The organism is Thermomonas sp. S9 (assembly GCF_024704365.1).
Taxonomy (GTDB): Bacteria; Pseudomonadota; Gammaproteobacteria; order Xanthomonadales; family Xanthomonadaceae; genus Thermomonas.
The window spans coordinates 1,072,032-1,093,848 of record NZ_JAJDFY010000001.1 but is presented as its reverse complement, the minus strand read 5'-3'; the positions used below and the strand labels follow the sequence as shown (position 1 = coordinate 1,093,848).

Below are 21,817 nucleotides of genomic sequence, written 5' to 3'. Positions count from 1 at the left end.
CCCCTCAATCGACGGGCCGCAGGATCCCCACCCAGGTGCCGTGATCCGCACACGGTTCGCTGCGCCAGTGCAGACCGCGTGCTTCCAGTGCCTCCAGCAACGGTACCGGCAACTGCGGCGTCAACACTTCCACCGCCTGCCCCGGCTGCAGCGCATCGGCGGCGGCCAGTGCCAGCAGCAGCGGCTCCGGCGCCGGCAGCGCACGTAGATCCAGGCGGTTCATGGCGCCAGTGCCCGTGTGCCGCGCCACTCCACCTGCAGCCACAGCTTGCGGTTGTCGCGCGAGAATCCATCGGCGCGGTAGTCGGCCAATTTCACCAGGCCGACCAGGCCACCGGGCAGCGGAAAGCCAAGCGAGGCATTCCACTCGCGGCCGTAGCGCACGCCGCCGACATCGGCGCGGTAATCGTGCCAGGCCAGCGCCCAGGCCAGCTTGCCGTCGAGACGGCCGCGGCCGAACTTGCCGCCGGCGCCGAGGTAGCGGTCATCCAGCCCCTTCGCCGGCGTCACCAGGAACTGGTCATCCCAGCCGTTGAAGGCATGCAGGGTCGCCAGCGGCGTCTGTACGGCCGTCACCCCGTCTCCGCCGAGATGCTCCCAGCCCGCGCGCAGGGTGACGCCGGCCTGGGTCCAGCTGGGCTCCAGCAGCCAGTAGTCATGGCCGTAATGCAGCGGGTTGTGCGCATGGTTGCGCTGGCGCGCAAACTCCGCGCTCCAGCCGAAGCCGCGGCCCTCGCGCGCGGCGCTGCCGGTCCAGCGCAGGCCGTAGGTGGCGGTGGACGCACTGGCGACGTCGCGATCGTCGTGCAGATAGGCATATCCGACCCACTGCTGGCCGCCCCGCTTCCAGGCGACATTCAGCAGATGGGTGTCGAGATCGCGCGCGCGCGCCAATGGATTCAACGCCCGATCGCTGGCCACGCGATACACCTTGCCCAGCCAGTCGTAGCGCAGGGTCAGCGCAGGCGTGGGACGCCACAGCAGCCCGATGGCATCGAAGGTCTGTTCGTTCTGGCGCCAGCCGACGTTGCCAACCCAGCGCTGGTTGTCCAGCGCGATGCGCTGGCGGCCCAGCGTCACTCCGCCCCGATCGTTGTTCCAGCCGATCCAGGCCTGGTTGAGCTCGGCGCTGGCGGGATCGAGCACGGTCGGGTACGTCACCTTGCCGTTGGCGCCACTGTTGTAATTCCCGGCTCCGGCCACACCCTCGCCCTCCAGCAGCAGCATCCAGCCGGTGGCTGGCGCAGCCGCACCCCCGCGCGCAACCGCGCGGTGGTGGCATGGGCGTCGTGCGTGAAACCCGCATCGTCCACCTGCTCGTGGCGGACCCGCAGATCCCACTCGAGCGCGGAACGCGGTGTATCCGCGGCTCGCAGCGGCGCGGCGGCAAGACCGGCGAGTACGAGCAGGGAACCCCATCGAATGCTGGTGGGCATGGTGCGTGCTTCTGACGGATGTTGGTGCCGGCAAGGGTGGGCGAACCGGGACGGAGGCTCGTTGACTTGAATCAAACGCCCGCATTTCGGGGCGGCCACCGGGCGCGGCGTTTGATTCAAGTCAACGCCGCTCCCAGCGGCGGGCGGGATGCTGGTCCCGAACCGAACATGTCCACCATCCATCGAGGGAAGCCCATATGAACCCCGTGTTCCGGCATGCCGCCCTGGCGCTGGCCGTCGCCACCAGCCTGAGCCTGCCCGCCTGCCGCATCGAACAACCCAGTCCGGCGCCGAGCGGCGCCGTCCATCAGGACGACACCGGCGGCTCGGCCAAAGGCGATTTCGGGCCGCCGCAGGGTGCACCGGTCGAGGCGGTGCTGACCTCCCCGCCGAACGTGCCGCCGCCGACCGGGCGCAGCCATCCGGCCAAAGTGATCGTCACCTTGGACGTGGTCGAGAAGGAGATGCCGATCTCGGAAGGCGTCACCTACACCTTCTGGACCTTCGGCGGCACCGTGCCGGGCAGCTTCATCCGCGTGCGCCAGGGCGACACCGTCGAGTTCCACCTGCGCAACATGCCGGACAGCAAGATGCCCCACAACATCGACCTGCACGGCGTCACCGGCCCGGGCGGCGGCGCGGCCTCCAGCTTCACCGCACCCGGGCATGAAAGCCGGTTCACCTTCAAGGCGCTGAACGCCGGCCTGTACGTCTACCACTGCGCCACCGCGCCGGTGGGCATGCACATCGCCAACGGCATGTACGGCTTGATCCTGGTCGAGCCACCGGAAGGGCTGCCCAAGGTGGACCGCGAGTACTACGTGATGCAGGGCGACTTCTACACCACCGGCAAGTACCGCGAGAAGGGCCACCAGGGTTTCGACATGGAGAAGGCCATCGACGAGCATCCGACCTATGTGCTGTTCAACGGCATGGAAGGCGCGCTGACCGGCGACAAGGCGCTGACCGCCAAGACCGGCGAGAAAGTGCGCCTGTACGTCGGCAACGGCGGCCCGAACCTGGTGTCCAGCTTCCACGTGATCGGCGAGATCTTCGACAAGGTCTGGTTCGAAGGCGGCACCCGCTTCCAGGAGAACGTGCAGACCACGCTGATCCCGGCCGGCGGTGCGGCGATGATGGAGTTCCACATGGAAGTGCCGGGCAGCTATGTGCTGGTCGATCACAGCATCTTCCGCGCCTTCAACAAGGGCGCGCTGGCGATCCTCAAGGCGGACGGGCCCGAGCGCAAGGACATCTATTCCGGCAAGGAAGTGGATGCGGTGTATCTCGGCGACCAGGCCGCCGGCACCAGCCGCGCGCCGGTGGCGGTGGCCGCTGCCTCGGCCAAGGCCGGCAGGCTGACCCGCGAGGAGCAGATCGCGGCCGGCAAGGTGCTGTTCGCCGGCACCTGCTCCACCTGCCATCAGCCCGACGGCAAGGGTCTGGAGGGCGTATTCCCGCCGCTGGCCGGTTCCGATTTCATCAAGGCCAACCCCGGCCGCGTGCCCGGGATCATCCTGCATGGTCTGACCGGCAAGATCACGGTGAACGGCAAGGAGTACAACTCGGTAATGCCGCCGATGAGCCAGCTCACCGACGATGAAGTCGCCAACATCGCCACTTACGTGCTCAACAGCTGGGGCAACCCGGGCGGGCAGATCAGCAAGGAACAGGCCGCCGCCGCCCGCACCGCCAAGCCCGGCAACGCCTCGGCTGGACACTGACGCCATGCGCAAGCCTCTGGCCGCCACGCTCTTGGCGCTCGGCCTCGCCGCCCTGCCACTCGCCGGCCTTGCGGCCGCCGCAGTGGCGGGGCGCTACGCCGGGATCCCGGGCGGCCGGTTCAAGTCGGTGCTCGGCTACGAGGACGCGAAGAACGGCGTCGACATCCGCACCTTCGCGCTGATGCGCAAGCCGGTCACCAACGGCGAGTTCCTGGCCTTCGTCGCGCGCCACCCCGAATGGCGGCGCGACCGCGTAAGCCGGGTGTTCGCCGAGGATCGCTACCTCTCGCACTGGTCCGGGCCGACCACGCTCGGCCCGGACGCCCTGCCCGACCGCCCGGTGGTGTGGGTGAGCTGGTTCGCGGCCGAGGCCTACTGCAAGTCGCTGGGCGCACGGTTGCCGACCTGGAACGAATGGGAATACGCCGCGGCCGCCGACGAAACCCGCGTTGACGCCCGCCGCGACCCGGCCTGGCGCGAGCGCATCCTGCGCTGGTATGCGCGCCCTTCGCACGCGCCGCTGCCGCGCGTCAGCCTGCAGGCGCCGAACGTCTATGGCGTGCAGGACCTGCACGGGCTGGTGTGGGAATGGGTCGAGGACGCGTCCTCACTGATGGTGGACAGCGACAACCGCACCCAGGGCGACCCCGACAAGGGCAAGTTCTGCGGCGCCGGCGCGCTGTCGATGGACGATCGCGAAAACTACGCAGTGCTGATGCGGGTGGCCATGCTGTCCTCGCTGGAAGGCCGCGATACCACTGCCAATCTGGGATTCCGCTGTGCGAGGAGCGCGCCATGAACACACCATCGATCCGACGCCTGCTGCGCGGCCTGGCCGCCCTGGTCCTGCTCGGCCTGGCCACCGCCGCGGGCGCCGCCCAACCGGCAGCATCCGCTCTGCCGGGCGATTCGATCTACCAGCTGCCGCTGCCGCTGACCGACAGCAACGGCCAGACCCGCGACTGGCGCAGCCTGCGCGGCAAGCCGCGGCTGCTGGCGATGTTCTACACCTCGTGCCAGTACATCTGCCCGCTGATCGTGGAATCGGGCAAGGCGGTGGAGCGCGAGCTCACACGCGCCCAACAAAAGCGTCTGGGCGTGGTACCGATCAGCATGGACCCCGCGCGCGACGATCCGGCCGCACTGCGCAAGGTCATCGCGCAACGCAGGCTGGACGCGGCACGCTGGACGCTGGCCACGCCGCGGGCGGACGACGTCCGCGCAGTGGCCGGGGTGCTGGGCATCCGCTACCGACAGCTGGCCGACGGCGGCTTCAACCACAGCAGTGCGCTGATCCTGGTGGACCCCGAGGGACGCATCGTCGCACGCACCGAAAAGATCGGCGGCCCGCCCGATCCCGAGTTCGTGGCCGCGGTGCGCAAGGCCACCGGCGGCTGATCGGCGCCATCTAGACCCGGTGATTCAGAGCCGGCGATTCAGCGTCGCGACTCAAGCCTGGCTGCGCCGGCTCTGCGGCGGCAGGTCACCGCCCTCGCAGCCGGAGGCCGCGGCCTGCAAGCCGCGTGCATCGAGGATGCGCACGCGGCGCCCGCGCACCTCGATCACCCCATCCTCCTGCAGCCGGGTGAAACCGCGGCTCACGGTTTCCAGCGCCAGCCCGAGATAGCGGGCGATCTCGTCGCGGCTCATCGGCAGCAGGAACTCGTCGGCCGGGCGGCCGATCCGGCGCAGGCGTTCACCCAGCCCGTGCAGAAACAGCGCGATCCGCTCGCTGGCCTGGCGCCGGGCCAGCACTTCTACGTGGTCGTGGTCGAGATCCGCGCTCTGCCCCATGATCCGCAGCAGCTGCCGCTGCAGGCTGGGCAGCCGCGCCGCGACCGCGGCCAGCTGGTTGAACGGCAGCTCGCACACGCGCGCGTCGCCCAGCGCCACCGCCTCGCAGCGGTGCTGGCCGCTGCCCACCGCGTCCAGCCCGAACAGCTCGCCCGGCAGGTGGAAGCCCAGCACATGCTCCTCGCCGGCCGGATTCACCACCACCGTCTTGAAGCTGCCCTCGCTGGCCACATACACCGCGCCCAGCGGATCCCCGACCCGGAACAGCACGCTCCCTCGTGCCAGCGGCTTGCGCCGCTGTACGACCGCTTCCAGGCGGCGCATGTCATCCGCATCCACGCCGGCCGGCAGGCAAAGTACGCGCAGCGAACATTCGGAACAGCTGCGGCGCAGCCTGGCCAGATCGAGCGGGACCGGTTGATTCATATGCGGCGCCTTGGGTGATCGATCGACGTGTCGATTATCCCGTAAGTTGCGCGCCAACGGGGCTGTTTGATCTAGATCAAGTTTCAGGTGCAACCATCCCCTTAGCATTTCCGCGCATTACCTGGAGACCCACATGCACGCCATTCCTGCCACCTACAACGACAAGGTGGTGCACCAGTTCGCGGTCGCGACCGTGTTCTGGGGCATCGTCGGCATGGCCGTCGGCGTCCTCTGCGCCGCCCAGCTGTACTGGCCGGCCCTCAACTTCGACATCCCCTGGCTGACCTACAGCCGGATCAGGCCGCTGCACACCAACGGCATGATCTTCGCATTCGGCGGCTCGGTGCTGTTCGCCACGTCGCTGTACGTGGTGCAGCGCACCTGCCACGTGCGGCTGATCTCCGACAGGCTGGCCAGTTTCGTGTTCTGGGGCTGGCAGGTGGCGATGCTCGGCGCAGCCATCACCCTCCCGCTGGGCATCACCCAGAGCAAGGAATACGCCGAGCTGGAATGGCCGCTGGACCTGCTGATCGCGGTGGTCTGGGTGGCCTACGGCTGAGCTGTTCTTCGGCACCATCGTCAAGCGCCGGGTCAAGCACATCTACGTGGCCAACTGGTTCTACGGCGCCTACGTGATCGCGGTGGCGCTGCTGCACATCGTCAACAACATCGTGATGCCGGCCGGGTTGTGGAAGTCGTACTCGGTCTACAGCGGCGCGGTCGACGCGATGGCGCAGTGGTGGTACGGCCACAACGGCGTGGCGTTCCTGCTCACCGTCGGCTACCTGGCGATGATGTACTACTTCGTGCCCAAGCAGGCGCAGCGCCCGATCTACTCCTACCGGCTGTCGATCGTGCACTTCTGGGCGCTGATCTCGATCTACATGTGGGCCGGCCCGCACCATCTGCACTACACCGCACTGCCGGACTGGGCGCAGTCGGTGGGCATGGTGTTCTCGGTGATCCTGCTGGCGCCCAGCTGGGGCGGCGCGATGAACGGCATCCTCACGCTGTCCGGCGTGTGGCACAAGCTGCGCACCGACCCGATCCTGAAGTTCCTGATCGTGGCGATCAGCTTCTACATGATCGCCACCTTCGAAGGCCCGATGCTGTCGATCAAGACGGTCAACTCGCTGTCGCACTACACCGACTGGACCGTGGGCCACGTGCACGCCGGCACCCTGGGCTGGGTGGCGATGATCTCGATCGGCTCGCTGTACGCGCTCTATCCGCGCCTGCTGGGCCTGCCGGGGATGTACTCGACCAGGCTGATCGACACCCACTTCTGGATGCACACGATAGGCGTCGTGTTCTACATCGTCTCGATGTGGATCGCCGGCATCACCCAGGGCCTGATGTGGCGCGCCACCAACGCCGACGGCACGCTGACCTACAGCTTCGTGGAGTCGCTGGTCGCCACCTACCCCTACTACCTGGGGCGCCTGCTGGGCGGCCTGCTGGTCCTGTCCGGCATGTGCCTGATGGGCTGGCACATGTGGAAGACCTGGAAGATGGCGCGCGGCGTGGCCGAGCATCCGGTCCTGGCCCCCGACTTCGCCGAAGCGAAGGCCTGAGGACGAGACATGGGAATCGCACACGAGAAACTCGAGAAGAACGTCGGCCTGCTGGCCGTGCTGGTGGCCGTCGCCGTCTCCATCGGCGGCCTGGCCGAGATCGTCCCGCTGATGTTCCAGGCCGAGGCGATCAAGCCACTGCCCGGGGTCAAGCCCTACCCGGCGCTGGAACTCGCCGGCCGCGACGTCTACATCCGCGAGGGCTGCTACAACTGCCACTCGCAGATGGTGCGCACGCTGCGCTTCGAGACCGAGCGCTACGGCCACTACTCGCTGGCCGGCGAATCGGTCTACGACCGCCCGTTCCAGTGGGGCAGCAAGCGCACCGGGCCAGACCTGGCCCGCGTCGGCGGCCGCTATTCCGACGACTGGCACCGCGTGCACCTGATCAATCCGCGCGACGTGGTGCCGGAATCGAACATGCCATCGTTCCCGTGGTTGCAGAAGAACACCCTGGACGGCGCCACCGTGCAGTCGCACATGCGCGCGCTCAAGCGGCTGGGCGATCCCTACACCGACGCCGAGATCGCGGCCGCGCCCGCGGCCGTCGACGGCAAGACCGAACTGGATGCGCTGGTGGCCTACTTGCAGGGCCTCGGCAAGCACGCGCCGCGGGGGAACTGAGCAGATGATTTCCGGAATCGTGACAACGCTGCTGTTGCTGCTGTTCGTCGGCCTGTGGGCATGGGCCTGGCAGCCGCGCCTGCGCAGCGGCTTCGACGCCGCCGCCCGGCTTGCGGTGGATGACGACGTGCCGGCGGGCGAAGCCCTGGCCGGCGACAACGGGAGGACGAATGCATGACCACCGCATGGAACTGGTACGTCATCATCCTGGTGCTGTTCAACCTCTTGGGGGTGACCTGGCTGCTGTGGTGGACCGCCAAGCGCCGCCCCGGCGATCCCAAGCCGGAGGACACCAGCCACTACTGGGACGGCGACATCACCGAGTACAACAAGCCGATGCCGCGCTGGTGGATCAACGGCTTCTACATCGCTATCGTGTTTAGCTTCGGCTACCTGTTCTGGTACGGCGGTTTCGGCACCTACCAGGGCTTCGGCAAGTGGAGCTCGCAGGGCGAACACGACCGCCAGGCCGCGGTCGCCAACGCGCGGCTGGAAAAGACCTTCGCCCCGTACAAGGGCCAGGCCATCGACGCGCTGGCGCGCGACCCGCAGGCACTCAAGCTCGGCAAATCGATCTTCGGCAACAACTGCGCCACCTGCCACGGTTCGGCCGGCAAGGGCGCGGTGGGCTACCCCAACCTGACCGACGACATCTGGCACTGGGGCGGCAGCCCGGAGCAGATCCTGGAAACGGTACTGAACGGCCGCGAGGGCATGATGCCGCCCTGGGGCAAGGTGCTGGAAGGCATGGGCGGCCCGGACGCGGTGGACTACGTGATCGCCTACGTGCGCCAGCTGGGCGACCCGCAGGGTGGGAATCCGTCCGACTATGCTGCCGCGCGCGGCAAGGCGCTCTACGACGGCCTGTGCGTGGCCTGCCATGGCCCGGAAGGCAAGGGCAATCCGGCGATGGGCGCGCCCGACCTCACCGACGGCTACTGGCTGTATGGCGACAGCCGCGAGGCCCTGCGCGAGACCATCGGCAACGGCCGCCACGGGGTGATGCCGGCCTGGGGTAAAGTGCTGGGCGACACCCGCTCCCGGCTGGTGGCAGCGTATGTATGGTCGCTGTCGCATCCGGCCGGTGCGGCTCAACGCCCATCGCATTGACCGCACATGGCCGACTTCACCAGTCCCTCGTTCGACCACCCGCCGCGCCCGCTGGTGCAGCGAATCGGAGCCATTCTGTGGCCAAGCTTCTTCGCGGCCGGGGTGGCCACGATGGTGTTCTTCGCCTTCATCGATCCGCTGGAACTGCGCGACCTGACCTTCCCGCACATCGCCATCACCCGCGGACTGGGCTACACCATCGGCTTCTTCACTTTCTGGCTGGCGACGGCGTCGTCCAGCCTTTTCACCTGGATCCTGCTGCGGCCTTCCAGCCGCTTCAACGGACCCAGCACCAGGTAACAGTGCAGTGAGCAAACGCATCGACATCGACCTGCTGGATTCCGGCAGCGATTCCGTCTATGTGAGCGAGCGGAAGGTCTATCCGCGCGACGTGTCCGGGCGCTTCGACCGCCTGCGCAAGATGGCGGTGTTCTGGTTGCTGGGCATGTACTACCTGTTCCCGTGGCGGAATGGGATGGCCGCCAGGCCGTGCTGTTCGACCTGCCGGCGCGCAAGTTCCACGTGTTCGGGCTGACCTTCTGGCCGCAGGATTTCAGCCTGCTGGCGCTGCTGCTGATGATCCTGGCGTTCACCCTGTTCTTCACCACCGCCCTGGCCGGTCGCCTGTGGTGCGGATACGCCTGCCCACAGACGGTGTGGACCGAAGTGTTTTTGTGGATGGAGCGCTGGGCCGAAGGCGACCGCGCCAAGCGCATGAAGCTGGACGCCGGCCCATGGACGCGCGAGAAGCTGCTGCGCAAGGGCGCCAAGCATCTGGTCTGGCTGCTGTTCGCACTGTGGACCGGCTTCACCTTCGTCGGCTTCTTCACCCCCATCCGCGATCTCGCCGCGCGCGCCTGGCCGTTCCAGTGGGGCGGCTGGGAGACGTTCTGGGTGCTGTTCTATGCGCTGGCCACTTGGGGCAACGCCGGCTTCCTGCGCGAGCAGGTGTGCAAGTACATGTGTCCGTACGCGCGCTTCCAGAGCGCGATGTTCGACCGCGACACCCTGATCATCGCCTACGATCCGATGCGCGGCGAGCCGCGCGGGCCGCGCAAGAAGGGCTTGGCCAGCGTGCTGCAGCGCGCGCGCGGCCTGCTCGACCCGCGCACCGCCTACGACTACGTGTTCCGCGCCAGCCGCCACCCCAGCGCCGCCGCCTCGCGGCTGCACGCCGGCGGCACGGTGATGCTGGAGGGCGTAGCCGTGGAGGCCGCGCCGCTGCCGAAGTTCGAGCCCGAGGAGCTGGGCGACTGCATCGACTGCACCATGTGCGTGCAGGTGTGCCCGGTCGGCATCGACATCCGCAACGGCCTGCAGTACGAGTGCATCGCCTGCGGAGCCTGCATCGACGCCTGCGACGACGTGATGGACAAGATGGGGATGCCGCACGGGCTGATCCGCTATACCACCCAGCATGCGCTGGACGGCCAGCCCGGGCGGGTGCTGCGCCCGCGCATCTTCGTCTATGGCTTCCTGCTCACCACGCTGGTGGCGGTGTGGACCTGGGGCGTGTTCAACCGCAGCCCACTGATCGCCGACGTGCTGCGCGACCGCAATGCGCTGTACCAGCAGCAGGGCGACCGCACCGCCAACGGCTACACCCTGAAACTGGTCAACAAGACCGACGCGGATCGCAGCTACCGGGTGCGGATCGAGTCGGCCGACGCCGCATCGCTGTCGCTCACGGACGCCCCGCTGGACGTGCGGGTACCGGCCGGCGAAGTGGTGTCGCAGGCGGTCGAGGTGGCAGCGCCCGCCACCCTGCGCGGTCGCCACGCATTGACCTTCGTGATCGAGGCCGACGACGGCAGCGCCAAGGCGCGCGTTGACAGCACGTTCTTCGGCCCCATGTAACCCTCATCGTCGCAAGCCGCCGCATTTCCCGTGGCGGCTTGCGGCCAGGCACCAGGAGATAGCGAATGGAACGCGAATCGTCGCCGTGGCGGCAGCCCATCGTCTGGCTGATGATGGCACTGGTCGGCGCGGCCATCGCCGGCAGCATCTGGCTGCTCAAGGTCGCCGGCAACGGCGACAGCATCGACGCGGTGCCGGACGAGGTACAGCGCACCGGCCAGGCCCAGCAGACCGACCTCGGGCCGGATGCCGCCGCAGCGCAGCGCAAGCTGGGCGCGATCGTGCGCATCGATGCCGAGCACGGCTTCATGGAAGTCCTGCCGGTGAGCGGCGATTTCGACCGCACCGCGGCGTTGAAGCTGCGCCTGCACCACCCCACCCGCGCCGAGCAGGACCTGTCGATGACGCTGGCCGCCACCGAGACCGGCTGGCGCGCGGATGCCACGCCTGCCGGCGACCACGACTGGCTGATCCAGCTGGAACCCGTCGCCGGCGAGGCCTGGCGCCTGCGCGGGCGGATGCCGAAAGGTCAGCTTGCAGCCCATCTGCGGCCGTCACTGGACGACGGGCAGCCGTAGCGCGGTGAACGCCATGGCCGGGGCCTGCCACCACTGCGGCGAACCGCTGCCGCAGCCGCCGGTGCGCGCCGTGCTCGACGGCGAGGCGCAGGCGTTCTGTTGCGATGGCCATTGCGGCCGCCGCGCGCTGGATCCTGGACGCCCACCTGGACGACTACTACCGCCTGCGCAGCGCGCCGGGCGGACGGGTGGATGCCGACGCACCCGCGCTGGCCGCGTGGGACCGCGAGGAGCTGCTGGCCGGCCACGCCCGCGACGTCGAGGGCGGCCGCGAGATCACCGTGCTCACCGACGGCATGCGCTGCGCCGCCTGCGCCTGGCTGATCGACCATGCGCTCGCGCGCGAGGACGGCGTGCTGGAAACTTGCGCCAATGCCGTCACCGGACGGATTCGCATCGTCTGGGATCCGGCGCGCACCGCGCTGTCGAAGCCGCTGGCGCGGCTGGCATCGCTCGGCTACCGGCCGTACCTGGCCACGGGCGAGGCGCGCGAGGCGGCGCGGCGGCGCGAACGCAACCGCGACCTGCTGCGGATCGGGCTGGCCGGCCTGGGCGCGATGCAGGCGATGATGTTCGCCGAGGCGCTGTACCTCGACACCCGCGGCGAAATGCCGCTGGCGACCCGCGACTTCTTCCGCTGGATCACCTTCCTGGTGTCCACGCCGGTGGTGTTCTGGGCCGGCTGGCCGTTCATCGTCGGCGCCTGGCACGAGCTGCGCGGGCGCCGGCTGGGCATGGACGTGCTGATCGCCGGCTCGACCCTGCTGGCATGGGCGGCCAGCACCTTCGAAACCGTGCGCGGCGGCGTCCACGTCTGGTTCGATGCGGCCGTGATGTTCGTCTTCCTGTTGCTGGTGGCGCGCCAGCTGGAGCAGCGCGCGCGCGGAATTGCCAGCGCGCAGGTGGATGCGCTGGCGCGGGCACGTCCCGCGTTCGTCACCCGCGAAGACGCCGCCGGGCGGCGCGAATCGGTGCCGCTGGAAACACTGGCGGTAGGCGATGTCGTGCACGTGGCGGCCGGCGAGCCGGTGCCGGCCGACGGCGTGCTGCTGGACCGCGAAGCCCGCTTCGAGGAATCCCTGCTCACCGGCGAGTCCACGCCCGTCGTGCGCCACGCCGGTGATCCGGTCTATGCCGGTACCGCCTGCCGCGAGCAGCCCGCGCGCATCCGTCTTGCCCGCGTCGGTGCCGACACCCGCCTGGCCGAGCTGACCCGGCTGGTGGAAGCCGCGCAGGCGCATCGTCCGGCGCTTACCCGTATCACCGAACGCATCGCCACCGGCTTTGTGGCCACGCTCGCGCTGATCGCCGGCGGGGTCTACCTGTGGTGGCGCGCGCACGATCCGGCGCGCGCCTTCGAGGTGACCCTCGCCCTGCTGGTGATCAGCTGCCCGTGCGCGCTGTCGCTGGCGGTCCCGGCCGCGCTGGCCGCCGCGCACGGCGCGCTGGCGAAGATCGGCGTGCTGGCGGTGCGCCCGGAGGCGCTGGATCGCCTGGCGCGGGTCACCGACGTGGTCTTCGACAAGACCGGCACGCTGGGCGATGGCAAGCCGCGCCTGCTCGGCATCGAGCGTTGCGCCGGGCTGGAGCCAGCGACCGCGCTGCGCATCGCCGCCGCGCTGGAGCGCGACAGCCGGCATCCGCTGGCGGCGGCATTTGCCGACGTGCAGGATGCGCCCGTCGCCGAGTCGGTCCGGGTGATTCCCGGCCAGGGCGTGGAAGGACGCATCGCCGGCGCGCACTGGCGCATCGGAAGCGCTCCGTTCGCCACCGGCGGCGAAGACGACGGCGCCATCTGGCTGGGCGGCGAACACGGCCAGCGCGCCCGCCTGCTCGTGGCCGAAGGCCTGCGCGAGGATGCGCAGCCGGCGCTCGAGCACCTGCGCGCACAGGGCCTGACGCTGCATCTGGCCAGCGGCGATGCAGCCGCCGCGGTCGCACGTCTGGCCGCCACGCTCGGCATCGCCGACGCCCATGCCAGGCAATCGCCGGAAGCCAAGCTGGCGCGGGTCCGCGCGTTGCAGCAGGCGGGCCGGGGGGTGGCGATGGTGGGCGATGGCCTGAACGACGCGCCGGTGCTGGCGGGCGCGGATGTCTCGCTCGCGATCGGCGAGGGCGCCGCGCTGGCCCAGCGCAGTGCCGACCTGGTGCTGTCGGCGCGCTCGCTGTGCGCAGTTCCGCAGGCCATCGCCCTGGCGCGCCGCACCCGCCGCATCATCCGCCAGAATCTCGCCTGGGCGATCATCTACAACCTGTTGGCCCTGCCGCTGGCCGCCAGCGGCCATGTGACGCCCTGAGCTGGCTGCGCTGGGAATGGCGCTATCCTCGCTGCTCGTCACGCTCAACGCCCTGCGCCTGACCCGCAGGCCCGCGCCATGACCATCCTGCTGTTCCTCATCCCGATCAGCCTGATCCTGCTCGGCATCGCCGTGCTGGTGTTCGTGTGGGCCGTGCGCAGCGGGCAGTTCGAGGATCTCGACACCCCGGCGCTGGACATCCTGCGCGATGAAAAGCCGCCGGCAGCTCACCAGGGCCGCCGCGCCTTCGACCGCGGAAGAACGCGATGCCGATTGACCTGCTGGTGCTGGGCGCCGCGCTGCTGGCGGGACTGCTGGGCGGCGCCCACTGCGTGGCGATGTGCGGCGGCATCGCCACCGGCTTCTCGGTGCATTCGCGCGGCTGGTTCGCGGCGCTGCAGCCGAACCTGGGACGGGTGGCCGGCTACGTGCTGGCTGGTGCGCTGGTGGGCGGCCTCGGCGGCGGCCTGCTCGGGGTCGCCCGCATGCCGCAGCTGGGCATCGCGATGCGCGCGCTGGTCGGCCTGGTGTTGATCTTGGCCGGACTGCGCATGCTGGACCGCCGCGGCCGCCTGCCGCGTTTTTCCGGCGGGCCCGGCAGCCGCCTGTGGCAGGCGCTGCGTCCCCTGCAGCGGCGGTTGCTGCCGGCCGACACCGCCGGCAAGCGCCTGCTGCTGGGCGCACTCTGGGGCTGGATGCCGTGCGGCCTCTCCACCACCCTGCTCGCCGCCGCCTGGCTCAGCGCCAGCGCCGTGCACGGCGCGTTGACGATGGCGGCCTTCGGGCTCGGCACCCTGCCGGTGATGGTGCCGCTGACCTGGGCCGGCGCGCGCTTCGGCCAGCGCCTGCAGCGCGGCCCGTTCCGGAATGCCGCCGCCGGGCTGGTGATCGCCTCCGGCCTGCTCACCGTGGCCGCGCCCTGAGCTGATGCAGGCCCCGGCCCTGCACGGCCTGCTGGGCGCGCTGGGCTGCCGCAGCCTGCCGCCGGGCTGAGCGCCGCAGGCCTGCCGCGACGCCCAGCCCACAGCGCTTCCTATTTCTTCGCTGCTGTGCCCGCCGGCGCCGCCGGGCACTTGGTGAACTTGCCCTTGTCGTCGCGACAGGTCTGTTTGGCGGGCTTGGCGGCCTCGCACTTGATGAACTTGCCCTTGCCGTCGCGGCAGGCCTGTTTGGCGGGTTTGGCGGCGGTGGCGCCCGCCTGGGGCATGGCAAAGGCACTGGTGGCGAACAGCAGGGTGGTGGCCAGCGCGATGGACTGCAGAATGGTGTTCATGCGGACTCTCCCGAATGGTGGCGCCCGGACGGGCGATGGCAGCCTGCGCCTGCCCGCGCTGCGCCGCAATGACCACAGCGTGAAACTTCGTTCATGCCCACAGGCGGGCGCAATCGCGGCCGCCCTTCATGGTAAAAACACGTATCCCCCACCCATGCACACGTCCTGCCGCCACCCAGCCCGGAACCACCGTTGATGCCGACCGCCACCGCCCTGCCGCCTGCCGGGCATGCGCACCCGCCCCTGCCCCAGCGCGTGCTGGTGGTGGAGAACTCCCGGGCCTACACCTCGATGCTGCGCGCGGCGATCGAGCAGCAGCTGGAGCTGCCGGTGGAGGTGGCGGCCACCCTGGCCGATGCCGCCCGCCTGCTGGACGCCCGGGACGACTGGTTCCTGGCGCTGACCGGGATGGTGCTGGCCGACGGCGACCGCGACCAGATCCTGGAGTTCTTCGCCGTCCGTGGCCTGCCCACCATCGTGGTCAGCGGCGTGTACGACGAGGAACTGCGCCAGCGCGCCCTGCAGCAGCAGATCATCGACTATGTGCTGAAAAGCACGCCGGACAGCCTGGACTACCTGGTGTGAGCTGGTGCGCCGGCTGGAACGCAACCGCCGGATCGGCGCGCTGGTGGTGGACGACTCGCTGGCGTCGCGCTCGTTCATCGCCTCGCTGCTGGCGGCGCAGGGCTACCAGGTGGCGCACGTGGCCGACGGCAGCTCTGCCCTGCGCGCGGTCGAGGCCGACCCCGGCATCCGCCTGTGCATCGTGGACCAGGAGATGCCGATGATGGACGGCATCGAGCTGACCCGCCGCCTGCGCCAGCTGCGCGCGCGCGACCGCATGGCGGTGATCGGCGTATCCGGCAGCACCGATGCCTCGCTGATCCCGCGCTTCCTGAAGGGCGGCGCCAACGACGTCCTGCACAAACCCTTCTCGCGCGAGGAATTCTTCTGCCGGGTCTCGCAGAACATCGACCAGCTGGAGCTGATCGGCACCCTGCAGGACCTGGCCACCCGCGACTTCCTGACCGGCCTGCCCAACCGCCGCAGCTTCCTCGAGCACAGCGAGCGCCTGCTGGCGCAGCCGTCGGCGGACGCGGTGACGGTGGCGATGATCGACATCGACCATTTCAAGCACGTCAACGACAGCTACGGCCACGAGGCCGGCGACCAGGCCCTGCGCGCGATGGCGCAGGTGCTGCAGCAGCACACCCGCGCCAACGATTTCAGCGGGCGCTTCGGCGGTGAGGAGTTCTGCATGCTGATCCATGGCCTCGACCGCGAGGCTGCGGCGCGCCACCTGGAGGCCCTGCGCGAGGCGGTGCAGGCGATCGAACTCGACATCGACGGCCGCCCGCTGCGCATCACCATCAGCATCGGCGCCTGCCAGCGCGATGCGCAATGCCCCAACCTGCACAAGCTGCTCGGCGAAGCCGACCGCCACCTGTACCTGGCCAAGGCCGGCGGACGCAACCAGCTGCGCGGCTTGGAGCCGCGCTGAGTCAGCGCGTGGCGACGGGCGGCGCAGCGTGGTGCACGCCCGCCACCGCGCGCCCGGACGGATCGGCCATCGCCGCGAACGCGGCATCCCAGGCGATCGCCGCCGGCGAGGAACAGGCGATCGATTTCCCACCCGGCACCGTCTGCGCCGCCGTCTGCCCGGGGAAGAACTGCTCGAACAGGTGGCGGTACCAGTACGCCTCCTTGCCCTGCGGCGGATTGACCGGGAAGCGCGCGGTCGCGGCCGCCAGCACGCGGTTGGAGACCTGCGCCTCGGCATGCGCCTTGAGGCCGTCGATCCAGCCGTAGCCCACGCCGTCGCTGAACTGCTCCTTCTGTCGCCACAGGATCTCGTCCGGCAGATACCCGGCGAACGCAGCGCGCAGCACGCCCTTCTCCATCCGCTGCGGCCCGGGATCGCCCTTGCGCACCATCTTGAACGCGGCGTCCATGCGCATCGCCACCTCGATGAACTCGACGTCCAGGAACGGCACCCGCGCTTCCACGCCCCAGGCCATCATCGCTTTGTTCGCACGCAGGCAGTCGAACTGGTGTAAGGCCTCCAGCTTGCGCACCAGCTCATCGTGGAAGGCGCGCGCATCCGGCGCCTTGTGGAAGTAGAGGTAGCCGCCGAACAGCTCGTCGCTGCCCTCGCCCGACAGCACCATCTTCACCCCCATTGCCTTGATCCGGCGCGCCAGCAGGAACATCGGGGTGGACGCGCGGATGGTGGTGACGTCGTAGGTCTCGACGTGGCGGATCACCTCCGGCACCGCGTCCAGGCCCTCCTCGAAGGTGTATTCGAAGCCGTGATGCACGGTGCCCAGTGCGCGCGCGGCGACCTCGGCGGCCGCAAGGTCCGGCGAACCCTTCAGCCCGATCGCGAAGCTGTGCAGACGCGGCCACCACGCCTCGGACCGGTCGCCGTCCTCGATGCGGTGGCGTGCGTAGCGTGCGGCCACCGCCGCCACCAGCGAGGAATCCAGCCCGCCGGACAGCAGCACTCCGTAGGGCACGTCGGTCATCAGCTGCCGCCGCACCGCGGCCTCGAACGCCGCGCGCAGTTCCGCCAGCGGCACATCCACGCCTTCCACCGCCTCGTAGTGACGCCATGCCGGCGCGTAGTACTTCACCAGTTCGCCGGTCGCGCCGTCATACCAGTGGCCGGGCGGAAACGCCGCCACGTCGGCGCAATCGTCCACCAGCGCCTTCATCTCCGACGCCACGCGCAGGCGGCCTTCCGCGTCGTGGCCCCAGTACAGCGGTACGACTCCGATGGGGTCGCGGGCGATGAGGGCGCGCCCGTTCGCGCGGTCCCACAGCGCGAACGCGAAGATGCCGTTGAGGCGATTCAGGAACGCCGCCGGGTCGTCCTCGCGGTACAGCGCGTTGATCACCTCGCAATCGGAGGCGGTCTGGAATGCATACGGCTCGCGCAGCGCGTCCTTCAGCACGACGTGGTTGTAGATCTCGCCGTTGACCGCCAGCACAAGCACGCCATCGGCCGACAGCAGCGGCTGGGCGCCTCCGGCCGGATCGACGATGGCCAGGCGCTCGTGCACGAGGATGGCCGCGTCGTCGACATGGACGCCATTCCAGTCTGGCCCGCGGTGGCGCTGGCGGCGCGAGCGGTCGAGCGCTTCGCGCCGCAGGGCGTGGAGGTCGTCACCGGGCTGCAGCCCGAAGATCCCGAAGATGGCGCACATGGGGGGAGGTCCTTGTCGTGGGGTGGTGGGCAGGCGTGCAACGAAAAGCCCGCATCTCTCGATGCGGGCTTTGGGTGATTCCGGCTTGCTCTTGCTTCGCCTATGCGCGGGCCCGCAGCCGCGCACGATGGTTCGTGCCGAGATTGTTGCGGTTGCGATTATTGGCGTTGGTGGCGGGGGTGAAGCGCATGGGCCGACTATGGCACGCGGCGTCGCGGCGGCGCAAGCGGAGGTGCCGCGATGCGCGCATGCGGCGAATCAACTGCCCAGCAACCGCTCCATCAGCGCCTCGTACAGCGCGGGCAGGCGGCTCGAGGTCGGCAACCCGCACGTGCTCGTCCACCTTGTGAATGCTGGCGTTGACCGGGCCGATTTCGATGCACTGCGCGCCCAGCGGGGCGATGAAGCGCGCGTCCGAAGTACCGCCGCCGGTGCTCTCCTCCGGCGGGTGGCCGGCGAACCCGGCGAGCACCGCGCGCGCGATCTCGCGCAGGCGGCCTTCCGGGGTATGGAACGGCTCACCGCCACGGTGCCAGTGGAGGGCATAGTCCAGCCCGTGCGCGCGCAGCACGGCCTCGCACTCGGCTTCCAGCTGCTCCGCCCGCCAGCGCGGGTTGTAGCGCAGGTTGAACAGCGCCGAAAGCTCGCCCGGGATCACGTTGTTGGCGCCGGTGCCGGCATGCACGTTGCTGATCTGCAGGCTGGTCGGCGGGAACGATTCATAGCCGTCGTCCCAGCGCCGGGCGGCCAGTTCCGCCAGCGCCGGCAGCGCCTGGTGGATCGGGTTGCGCGCCTTCTCCGGATAGGCCACGTGGCCCTGGATGCCGCGCACGGTCAGCGTGGCCGAGAGCGTGCCGCGCCGGCCGACGCGCAGCAGGTCGCCCAGCGTTCCCTTCGACGAAGGCTCACCGGTGATGCACCAGTCGATGCGCTGGCCGCGCGCGCGCAGCACCTGCGCGACCCTGCGAACGCCGTCGATGGCCTCGCCTTCTTCATCCGAGGTCAACAGCAGCGCCACCGTGCCCGGATGCGCCGGATGCGCGGCGACGAAGCGCTCCAGCGCCACCACGAACGCCGCCACGCTGCCCTTCATGTCGGCGGCGCCGCGCCCGTACAGCAGGCCGTCGCGCACTTCGGGCACGAACGGGTCGCTGGCCCAGGTCGCGCGCGGGCCGGGCGGCACCACGTCGGTGTGGCCCAGGAGCAACAGCACCGGCCCGCCGCGGCCGTGGCTGGCCCAGAGGTTGTCCACCGCCCCGAAGCGCAGGTGTTCGACGGCGAAGCCTGCGGCCTGCAGGCGCTGCGCGATCAATGCCTGGCAGCCGGCATCCTCCGGCGTCACCGACGGCCGGGCGATGAGGTCGCAGGTCAGTGCGAGAACGTCACTCATGGTGCCTTCCATCCGCCACCGGGCGCTCACGCCGCTTCTCGTTGCGGGCCTGTTGCCAACCCGCCGCGAGCACGGCGCCAATCAACGCCCCGAAAAAGGCGACCCGCAGCTCCGGGCCGATGTTGTCATGCCAGCCGAACAGCCATTCGCCGCCGGTCAGGGCCAGGGAAAAGCCCACCACTGGGCCCGCACAGGCGCCCAACATCCCCGCCGCGAGCATGCGCAGCGCCTCCATCAGCCGACCCCGAACAGCTTCTTGAAGCCGTTGTCGGAAAAACCCTGCGCGATGGTGCCGTCGTCCAGCACCACCAGCGGCCGCCGGACCAGCTGCGGGTATTCGCGCAGCAGCAGCTTCCATTCGGCGTCGCTGCCCGGCGCCTTGCGGTGGGCAGGCAGCTGGCGCCAGGTGGTGGAGGACTTGTTGACGAGCGCATCCCAGCCGCCCACCGCATCCCGCCATGCCAGCAGGGTCTCCGGCGGCTGCGGCTGCTCGCGGTAGTCCACGAACGCGTGCGGCACGTCGAAGCGCTTCAGCCAGTTGAGCGCCTTCTTGCAGGTGTCGCAGGTCCTCAGTCCGTACAGGGTCGCGGCCATGTCAGTGCCTCACCACCGGCAGTTCGAGGTAGGCTGGGCGCAGCGGCAGAATGATGCACCGCGTTGTCCGCCACCAGCATCGTACTCTCGGTCTCGTTCGGCCCGCCGGTATTGAGGTTGCGCGCGAACTTGGGGAAGTTGGAGCTGGTGATTTCCACCCGGATGCGGTGGCCCTTGCCGAACTGGATCGAGGTGGTGATCGGGGTCGGCCTGAGCGCGTACACCTGGCCGGGCTGCATCGGCTCCGGCTCGAGGTAGCCGTCGCGGTAGCGCGCGCGCAGGATGGTGTCGCCGATGATCCAGGCGGTGCCGTCGGGCGCCACGTCCACCAGCTTCACCGCGAAATCGGTGTCCTTGGCGCTGGAGGCCACGTGCAGCACCGGCTGCACGAAGCCGGTCACTTCCATAGGCTGCTCCAGCGGCGCGCTGGTGTACACCAGTACGTCATTGCGCGCCTCCACCGGGCGCTGGTCGAACGCGCCGGGCACCACCAGCCCGCCGTTGCAGCAGTCGCCGCCGCCGATGGTGGGCACCGGGTTGGCCGGGTCGTAGCGGTAGCGGTCGGCCGGCTCCGCGCCGCGCGGGGCCTCGAAGCTCAGCACGCCGTCGCCATCCAGCGAATTGGCGCACCCGTTCGAGCGCAGGTACATGCGCACCGGCTGCGCCGCCTTCGGCGGCCACTGCGCACCGGACTGCCAGCGGTTGGCGCCCATGGTGAAGTAGCGCACGTGTGGCGTGCTGTCCGGGAAGGCCTTGGGCTGGTTCTTCAGCCAGCGGTCGAAGAAGGCCCAGATCTGCTGGTCCACCGGGAAGCTGGCGTCGCCCATCGCGCGGTCGCCCAGCTTGTAATCCTTGCCCAGGCGCGCGAACTGGCAGTGCGGGTTCGGCCCCACCACCACGTACTGGTGGGCGCTGGCCTCAGGATCGCTGTTGACGCTGCGCGCGTGGTTGAAGAGCGCCATGTTCGGGCCGATCGACACGTCGTACCAGCTGTTGAACCACAGCGCCGGCACGCCCCAACCCATCGAATCGTCGTACAGGCCGCCGCGCTTCCAGGCCGGATCGCCCGGGGTGCGCGCGACCTGCTGCTCGAACGTGCCCGGCGGCTCGCCCAGCGAGGCCAGCAGGCTGGCGTATGGCAGGTGCCAGATGTGCCTCTTCCAGTCCACCTCGGGCTTTTTCGCATCGAGGTCGTTGTACCTGGGCGATACGCGCGCGCAGCGGGCCGGTGACGGAATCCGGGATCTGCGCGCGCAGCGGGTTGTCCACGCCGTACATCCACACCGCGAACAGGGTGCGCGGCACGCCGCCGGTGTAGAAGTTGCCCTGCTCCCAGAACGGGCCGACCTTGCCGATGCCCGCGCCCGCCGCCATCGGCACCATCGCCGCGTGCGCCGGGTGGTTCATCGCCGCCAGCGCCAGCTGCCATTCGGCCGACGACGAGCAGCCCAGCGTGCCGACCTTGCCGTTCGACCAGGGTTGCCTGGCAATCCAGCTGAGCATGTCGTAGCCGTCGGTCTGCGGGTAGCCGAGGATCTCGTACTTGCCCTGAAGCTGAAGTAGCGGCCGCGCTCGTTCTGCACGATGAAGGCATAACCGTTGCGCACCGCCTCCACCGCGAAGCGGGCGGTGCTGCCGCGCGGCACGTGCTCGTTGTACGGCGTCTTCCACAGGATGGTGGGCAGCGGACCGGTGGCGCCCTTCGGCCGCCAGATATTGGTGGACAGCCCGACGCCGTCGCGCATCGGCACCAGCACGGCGATGTCGGCATCCGCGATGTCGGCCAACTCCGCACGCAGCCCATCGTCGCCATAGCGCGCGAGATCTTGCCCGGCGTGGGCCGCGGCCACCGCGACCGCAGCGGTCAGGGCCAGCGTGAGCAAGGTCGTCTTCTTCATTGCCATTCCCCTCGATCCGCGGATGCTGGCGGCCGG

General features: G+C 69.7%; 20 protein-coding genes and 6 pseudogenes. 15 read left to right on the top strand and 11 right to left on the bottom strand.

All coding sequences use genetic code 11. From position 1 onward, the window contains the following. Positions 1-4 precede the first annotated feature (4 nt). Complete coding sequence (locus LJB71_RS05435; protein ID WP_259303384.1) at positions 5-223, bottom strand: DUF2249 domain-containing protein; 219 nt, start codon at positions 221-223, stop codon at positions 5-7. Continuing rightward, complete coding sequence (locus tag LJB71_RS05430) at positions 220-1,227, bottom strand: alginate export family protein (protein ID WP_259303383.1); 1,008 nt, start codon at positions 1,225-1,227, stop codon at positions 220-222. The genes LJB71_RS05435 and LJB71_RS05430 overlap by 4 nt, the downstream gene beginning before the upstream one ends. 406 nt (positions 1,228-1,633) lie before the next feature. Here LJB71_RS05430 and nirK point away from each other — a divergent pair, with 406 nt between their 5' ends. From nirK to LJB71_RS05415, 3 genes are read left to right on the top strand one after another with little or no spacing between them, the layout of a single operon-like run. Beyond that, positions 1,634-3,160 carry a copper-containing nitrite reductase gene (gene nirK, locus LJB71_RS05425; protein WP_259303382.1) on the top strand — a complete coding sequence of 509 codons (1,527 nt, stop codon included), beginning with the start codon at positions 1,634-1,636 and terminating at the stop codon, positions 3,158-3,160. 4 nt (positions 3,161-3,164) lie between these two features. Then, entirely contained in the window at positions 3,165-3,959 is a 795-nt protein-coding gene (locus LJB71_RS05420; protein ID WP_259303381.1) for a formylglycine-generating enzyme family protein, read from the top strand. After that, entirely contained in the window at positions 3,956-4,558 is a 603-nt protein-coding gene (locus LJB71_RS05415) for an SCO family protein (RefSeq protein ID WP_259303380.1), read from the top strand. The genes LJB71_RS05420 and LJB71_RS05415 overlap by 4 nt, the downstream gene beginning before the upstream one ends. Before the next feature lie 51 nt (positions 4,559-4,609). Here LJB71_RS05415 and LJB71_RS05410 read toward each other — a convergent pair whose 3' ends face one another. Beyond that, complete coding sequence (locus LJB71_RS05410) at positions 4,610-5,380, bottom strand: helix-turn-helix domain-containing protein (protein ID WP_259303379.1); 771 nt, start codon at positions 5,378-5,380, stop codon at positions 4,610-4,612. A 133-nt stretch (positions 5,381-5,513) separates the two neighbouring features. Here LJB71_RS05410 and ccoN point away from each other — a divergent pair. From ccoN to LJB71_RS05355, 11 genes and pseudogenes are all read left to right on the top strand, one after another. After that, positions 5,514-6,954: pseudogene (gene ccoN, locus LJB71_RS05405) on the top strand (cytochrome-c oxidase, cbb3-type subunit I). A gap of 9 nt (positions 6,955-6,963) precedes the next feature. Continuing rightward, positions 6,964-7,578: a cytochrome-c oxidase, cbb3-type subunit II gene (gene ccoO, locus LJB71_RS05400; protein ID WP_259303378.1), complete on the top strand. Its 615-nt coding sequence runs from the start codon at positions 6,964-6,966 to the stop codon at positions 7,576-7,578. A 19-nt stretch (positions 7,579-7,597) separates the two neighbouring features. Beyond that, the gene (locus LJB71_RS05395; protein ID WP_259303377.1) at positions 7,598-7,756 is read left to right on the top strand and encodes a cbb3-type cytochrome c oxidase subunit 3; all 159 of its coding nucleotides are present in this window, start codon (positions 7,598-7,600) and stop codon (positions 7,754-7,756) included. Continuing rightward, entirely contained in the window at positions 7,753-8,688 is a 936-nt protein-coding gene (ccoP, locus tag LJB71_RS05390) for a cytochrome-c oxidase, cbb3-type subunit III (RefSeq protein ID WP_259303376.1), read from the top strand. Before LJB71_RS05395 ends, ccoP begins: the two co-directional genes overlap by 4 nt. Positions 8,689-8,694: 6 nt before the next feature. Further along, positions 8,695-8,988: a hypothetical protein gene (locus tag LJB71_RS05385; RefSeq protein WP_259303375.1), complete on the top strand. Its 294-nt coding sequence runs from the start codon at positions 8,695-8,697 to the stop codon at positions 8,986-8,988. Between the two features lie 7 nt (positions 8,989-8,995). Beyond that, entirely contained in the window at positions 8,996-9,223 is a 228-nt protein-coding gene (locus LJB71_RS05380; RefSeq protein WP_259303374.1) for a hypothetical protein, read from the top strand. Beyond that, positions 9,151-10,545, top strand: coding sequence for a 4Fe-4S dicluster domain-containing protein (locus LJB71_RS05375; RefSeq protein WP_259303373.1), 1,395 nt, complete (start codon positions 9,151-9,153; stop codon positions 10,543-10,545). Before LJB71_RS05380 ends, LJB71_RS05375 begins: the two co-directional genes overlap by 73 nt. A gap of 65 nt (positions 10,546-10,610) precedes the next feature. After that, on the top strand, positions 10,611-11,123 hold the full coding sequence (locus LJB71_RS05370; protein WP_259303372.1) for a FixH family protein: 513 nt from the start codon (positions 10,611-10,613) through the stop codon (positions 11,121-11,123). A gap of 104 nt (positions 11,124-11,227) precedes the next feature. Then, positions 11,228-13,420 (top strand): cation-translocating P-type ATPase, encoded by a 2,193-nt coding sequence (locus LJB71_RS05365; protein ID WP_259303371.1) that lies wholly within the window; start codon positions 11,228-11,230, stop codon positions 13,418-13,420. Positions 13,421-13,498: 78 nt separating this feature from the next. After that, a pseudogene (gene ccoS / locus LJB71_RS05360) lies at positions 13,499-13,576 on the top strand (cbb3-type cytochrome oxidase assembly protein CcoS); the annotation flags it as partial. 110 nt (positions 13,577-13,686) lie between these two features. Next, on the top strand, positions 13,687-14,343 hold the full coding sequence (locus tag LJB71_RS05355) for a sulfite exporter TauE/SafE family protein (RefSeq protein ID WP_259303370.1): 657 nt from the start codon (positions 13,687-13,689) through the stop codon (positions 14,341-14,343). A 110-nt stretch (positions 14,344-14,453) separates the two neighbouring features. Here the strand turns inward: LJB71_RS05355 and LJB71_RS05350 are convergent, their stop codons facing one another. Further along, positions 14,454-14,693: a hypothetical protein gene (locus tag LJB71_RS05350; protein ID WP_259303369.1), complete on the bottom strand. Its 240-nt coding sequence runs from the start codon at positions 14,691-14,693 to the stop codon at positions 14,454-14,456. Positions 14,694-14,888: 195 nt separating this feature from the next. On the opposite strand from LJB71_RS05350, the pseudogene LJB71_RS05345 reads away from it, so the two are divergent. Further along, positions 14,889-16,194, top strand: a pseudogene (locus LJB71_RS05345) (diguanylate cyclase). Position 16,195: 1 nt separating this feature from the next. On the opposite strand, the gene asnB reads toward LJB71_RS05345, so the two are convergent. The 7 genes and pseudogenes from asnB to LJB71_RS14630 form a co-directional block, all read right to left on the bottom strand. Then, complete coding sequence (asnB, locus tag LJB71_RS05340; protein ID WP_259303368.1) at positions 16,196-17,899, bottom strand: asparagine synthase B; 1,704 nt, start codon at positions 17,897-17,899, stop codon at positions 16,196-16,198. A gap of 258 nt (positions 17,900-18,157) precedes the next feature. Further along, a pseudogene (dapE, locus tag LJB71_RS05335) lies at positions 18,158-19,289 on the bottom strand (succinyl-diaminopimelate desuccinylase). Further along, a complete protein-coding gene (locus tag LJB71_RS05330) occupies positions 19,282-19,524 on the bottom strand; it encodes a hypothetical protein (RefSeq protein WP_259303367.1) in 243 nt (80 codons plus the stop codon). The pseudogene dapE and the gene LJB71_RS05330 overlap by 8 nt, the downstream one beginning before the upstream one ends. Next, positions 19,524-19,883: a Spx/MgsR family RNA polymerase-binding regulatory protein gene (locus LJB71_RS05325; RefSeq protein WP_259303366.1), complete on the bottom strand. Its 360-nt coding sequence runs from the start codon at positions 19,881-19,883 to the stop codon at positions 19,524-19,526. Before LJB71_RS05325 ends, LJB71_RS05330 begins: the two co-directional genes overlap by 1 nt. Then, positions 19,859-21,052, bottom strand: a complete 1,194-nt coding sequence (locus tag LJB71_RS05320; protein ID WP_259303365.1) for a CocE/NonD family hydrolase — start codon at positions 21,050-21,052, stop codon at positions 19,859-19,861. The genes LJB71_RS05325 and LJB71_RS05320 overlap by 25 nt, the downstream gene beginning before the upstream one ends. A 169-nt stretch (positions 21,053-21,221) precedes the next feature. After that, positions 21,222-21,386 (bottom strand): annotated as a pseudogene (locus LJB71_RS05315) (CocE/NonD family hydrolase); the annotation flags it as partial. Positions 21,387-21,499: 113 nt separating this feature from the next. Then, a pseudogene (locus tag LJB71_RS14630) lies at positions 21,500-21,628 on the bottom strand (CocE/NonD family hydrolase); the annotation flags it as partial. Positions 21,629-21,817 lie beyond the last annotated feature (189 nt).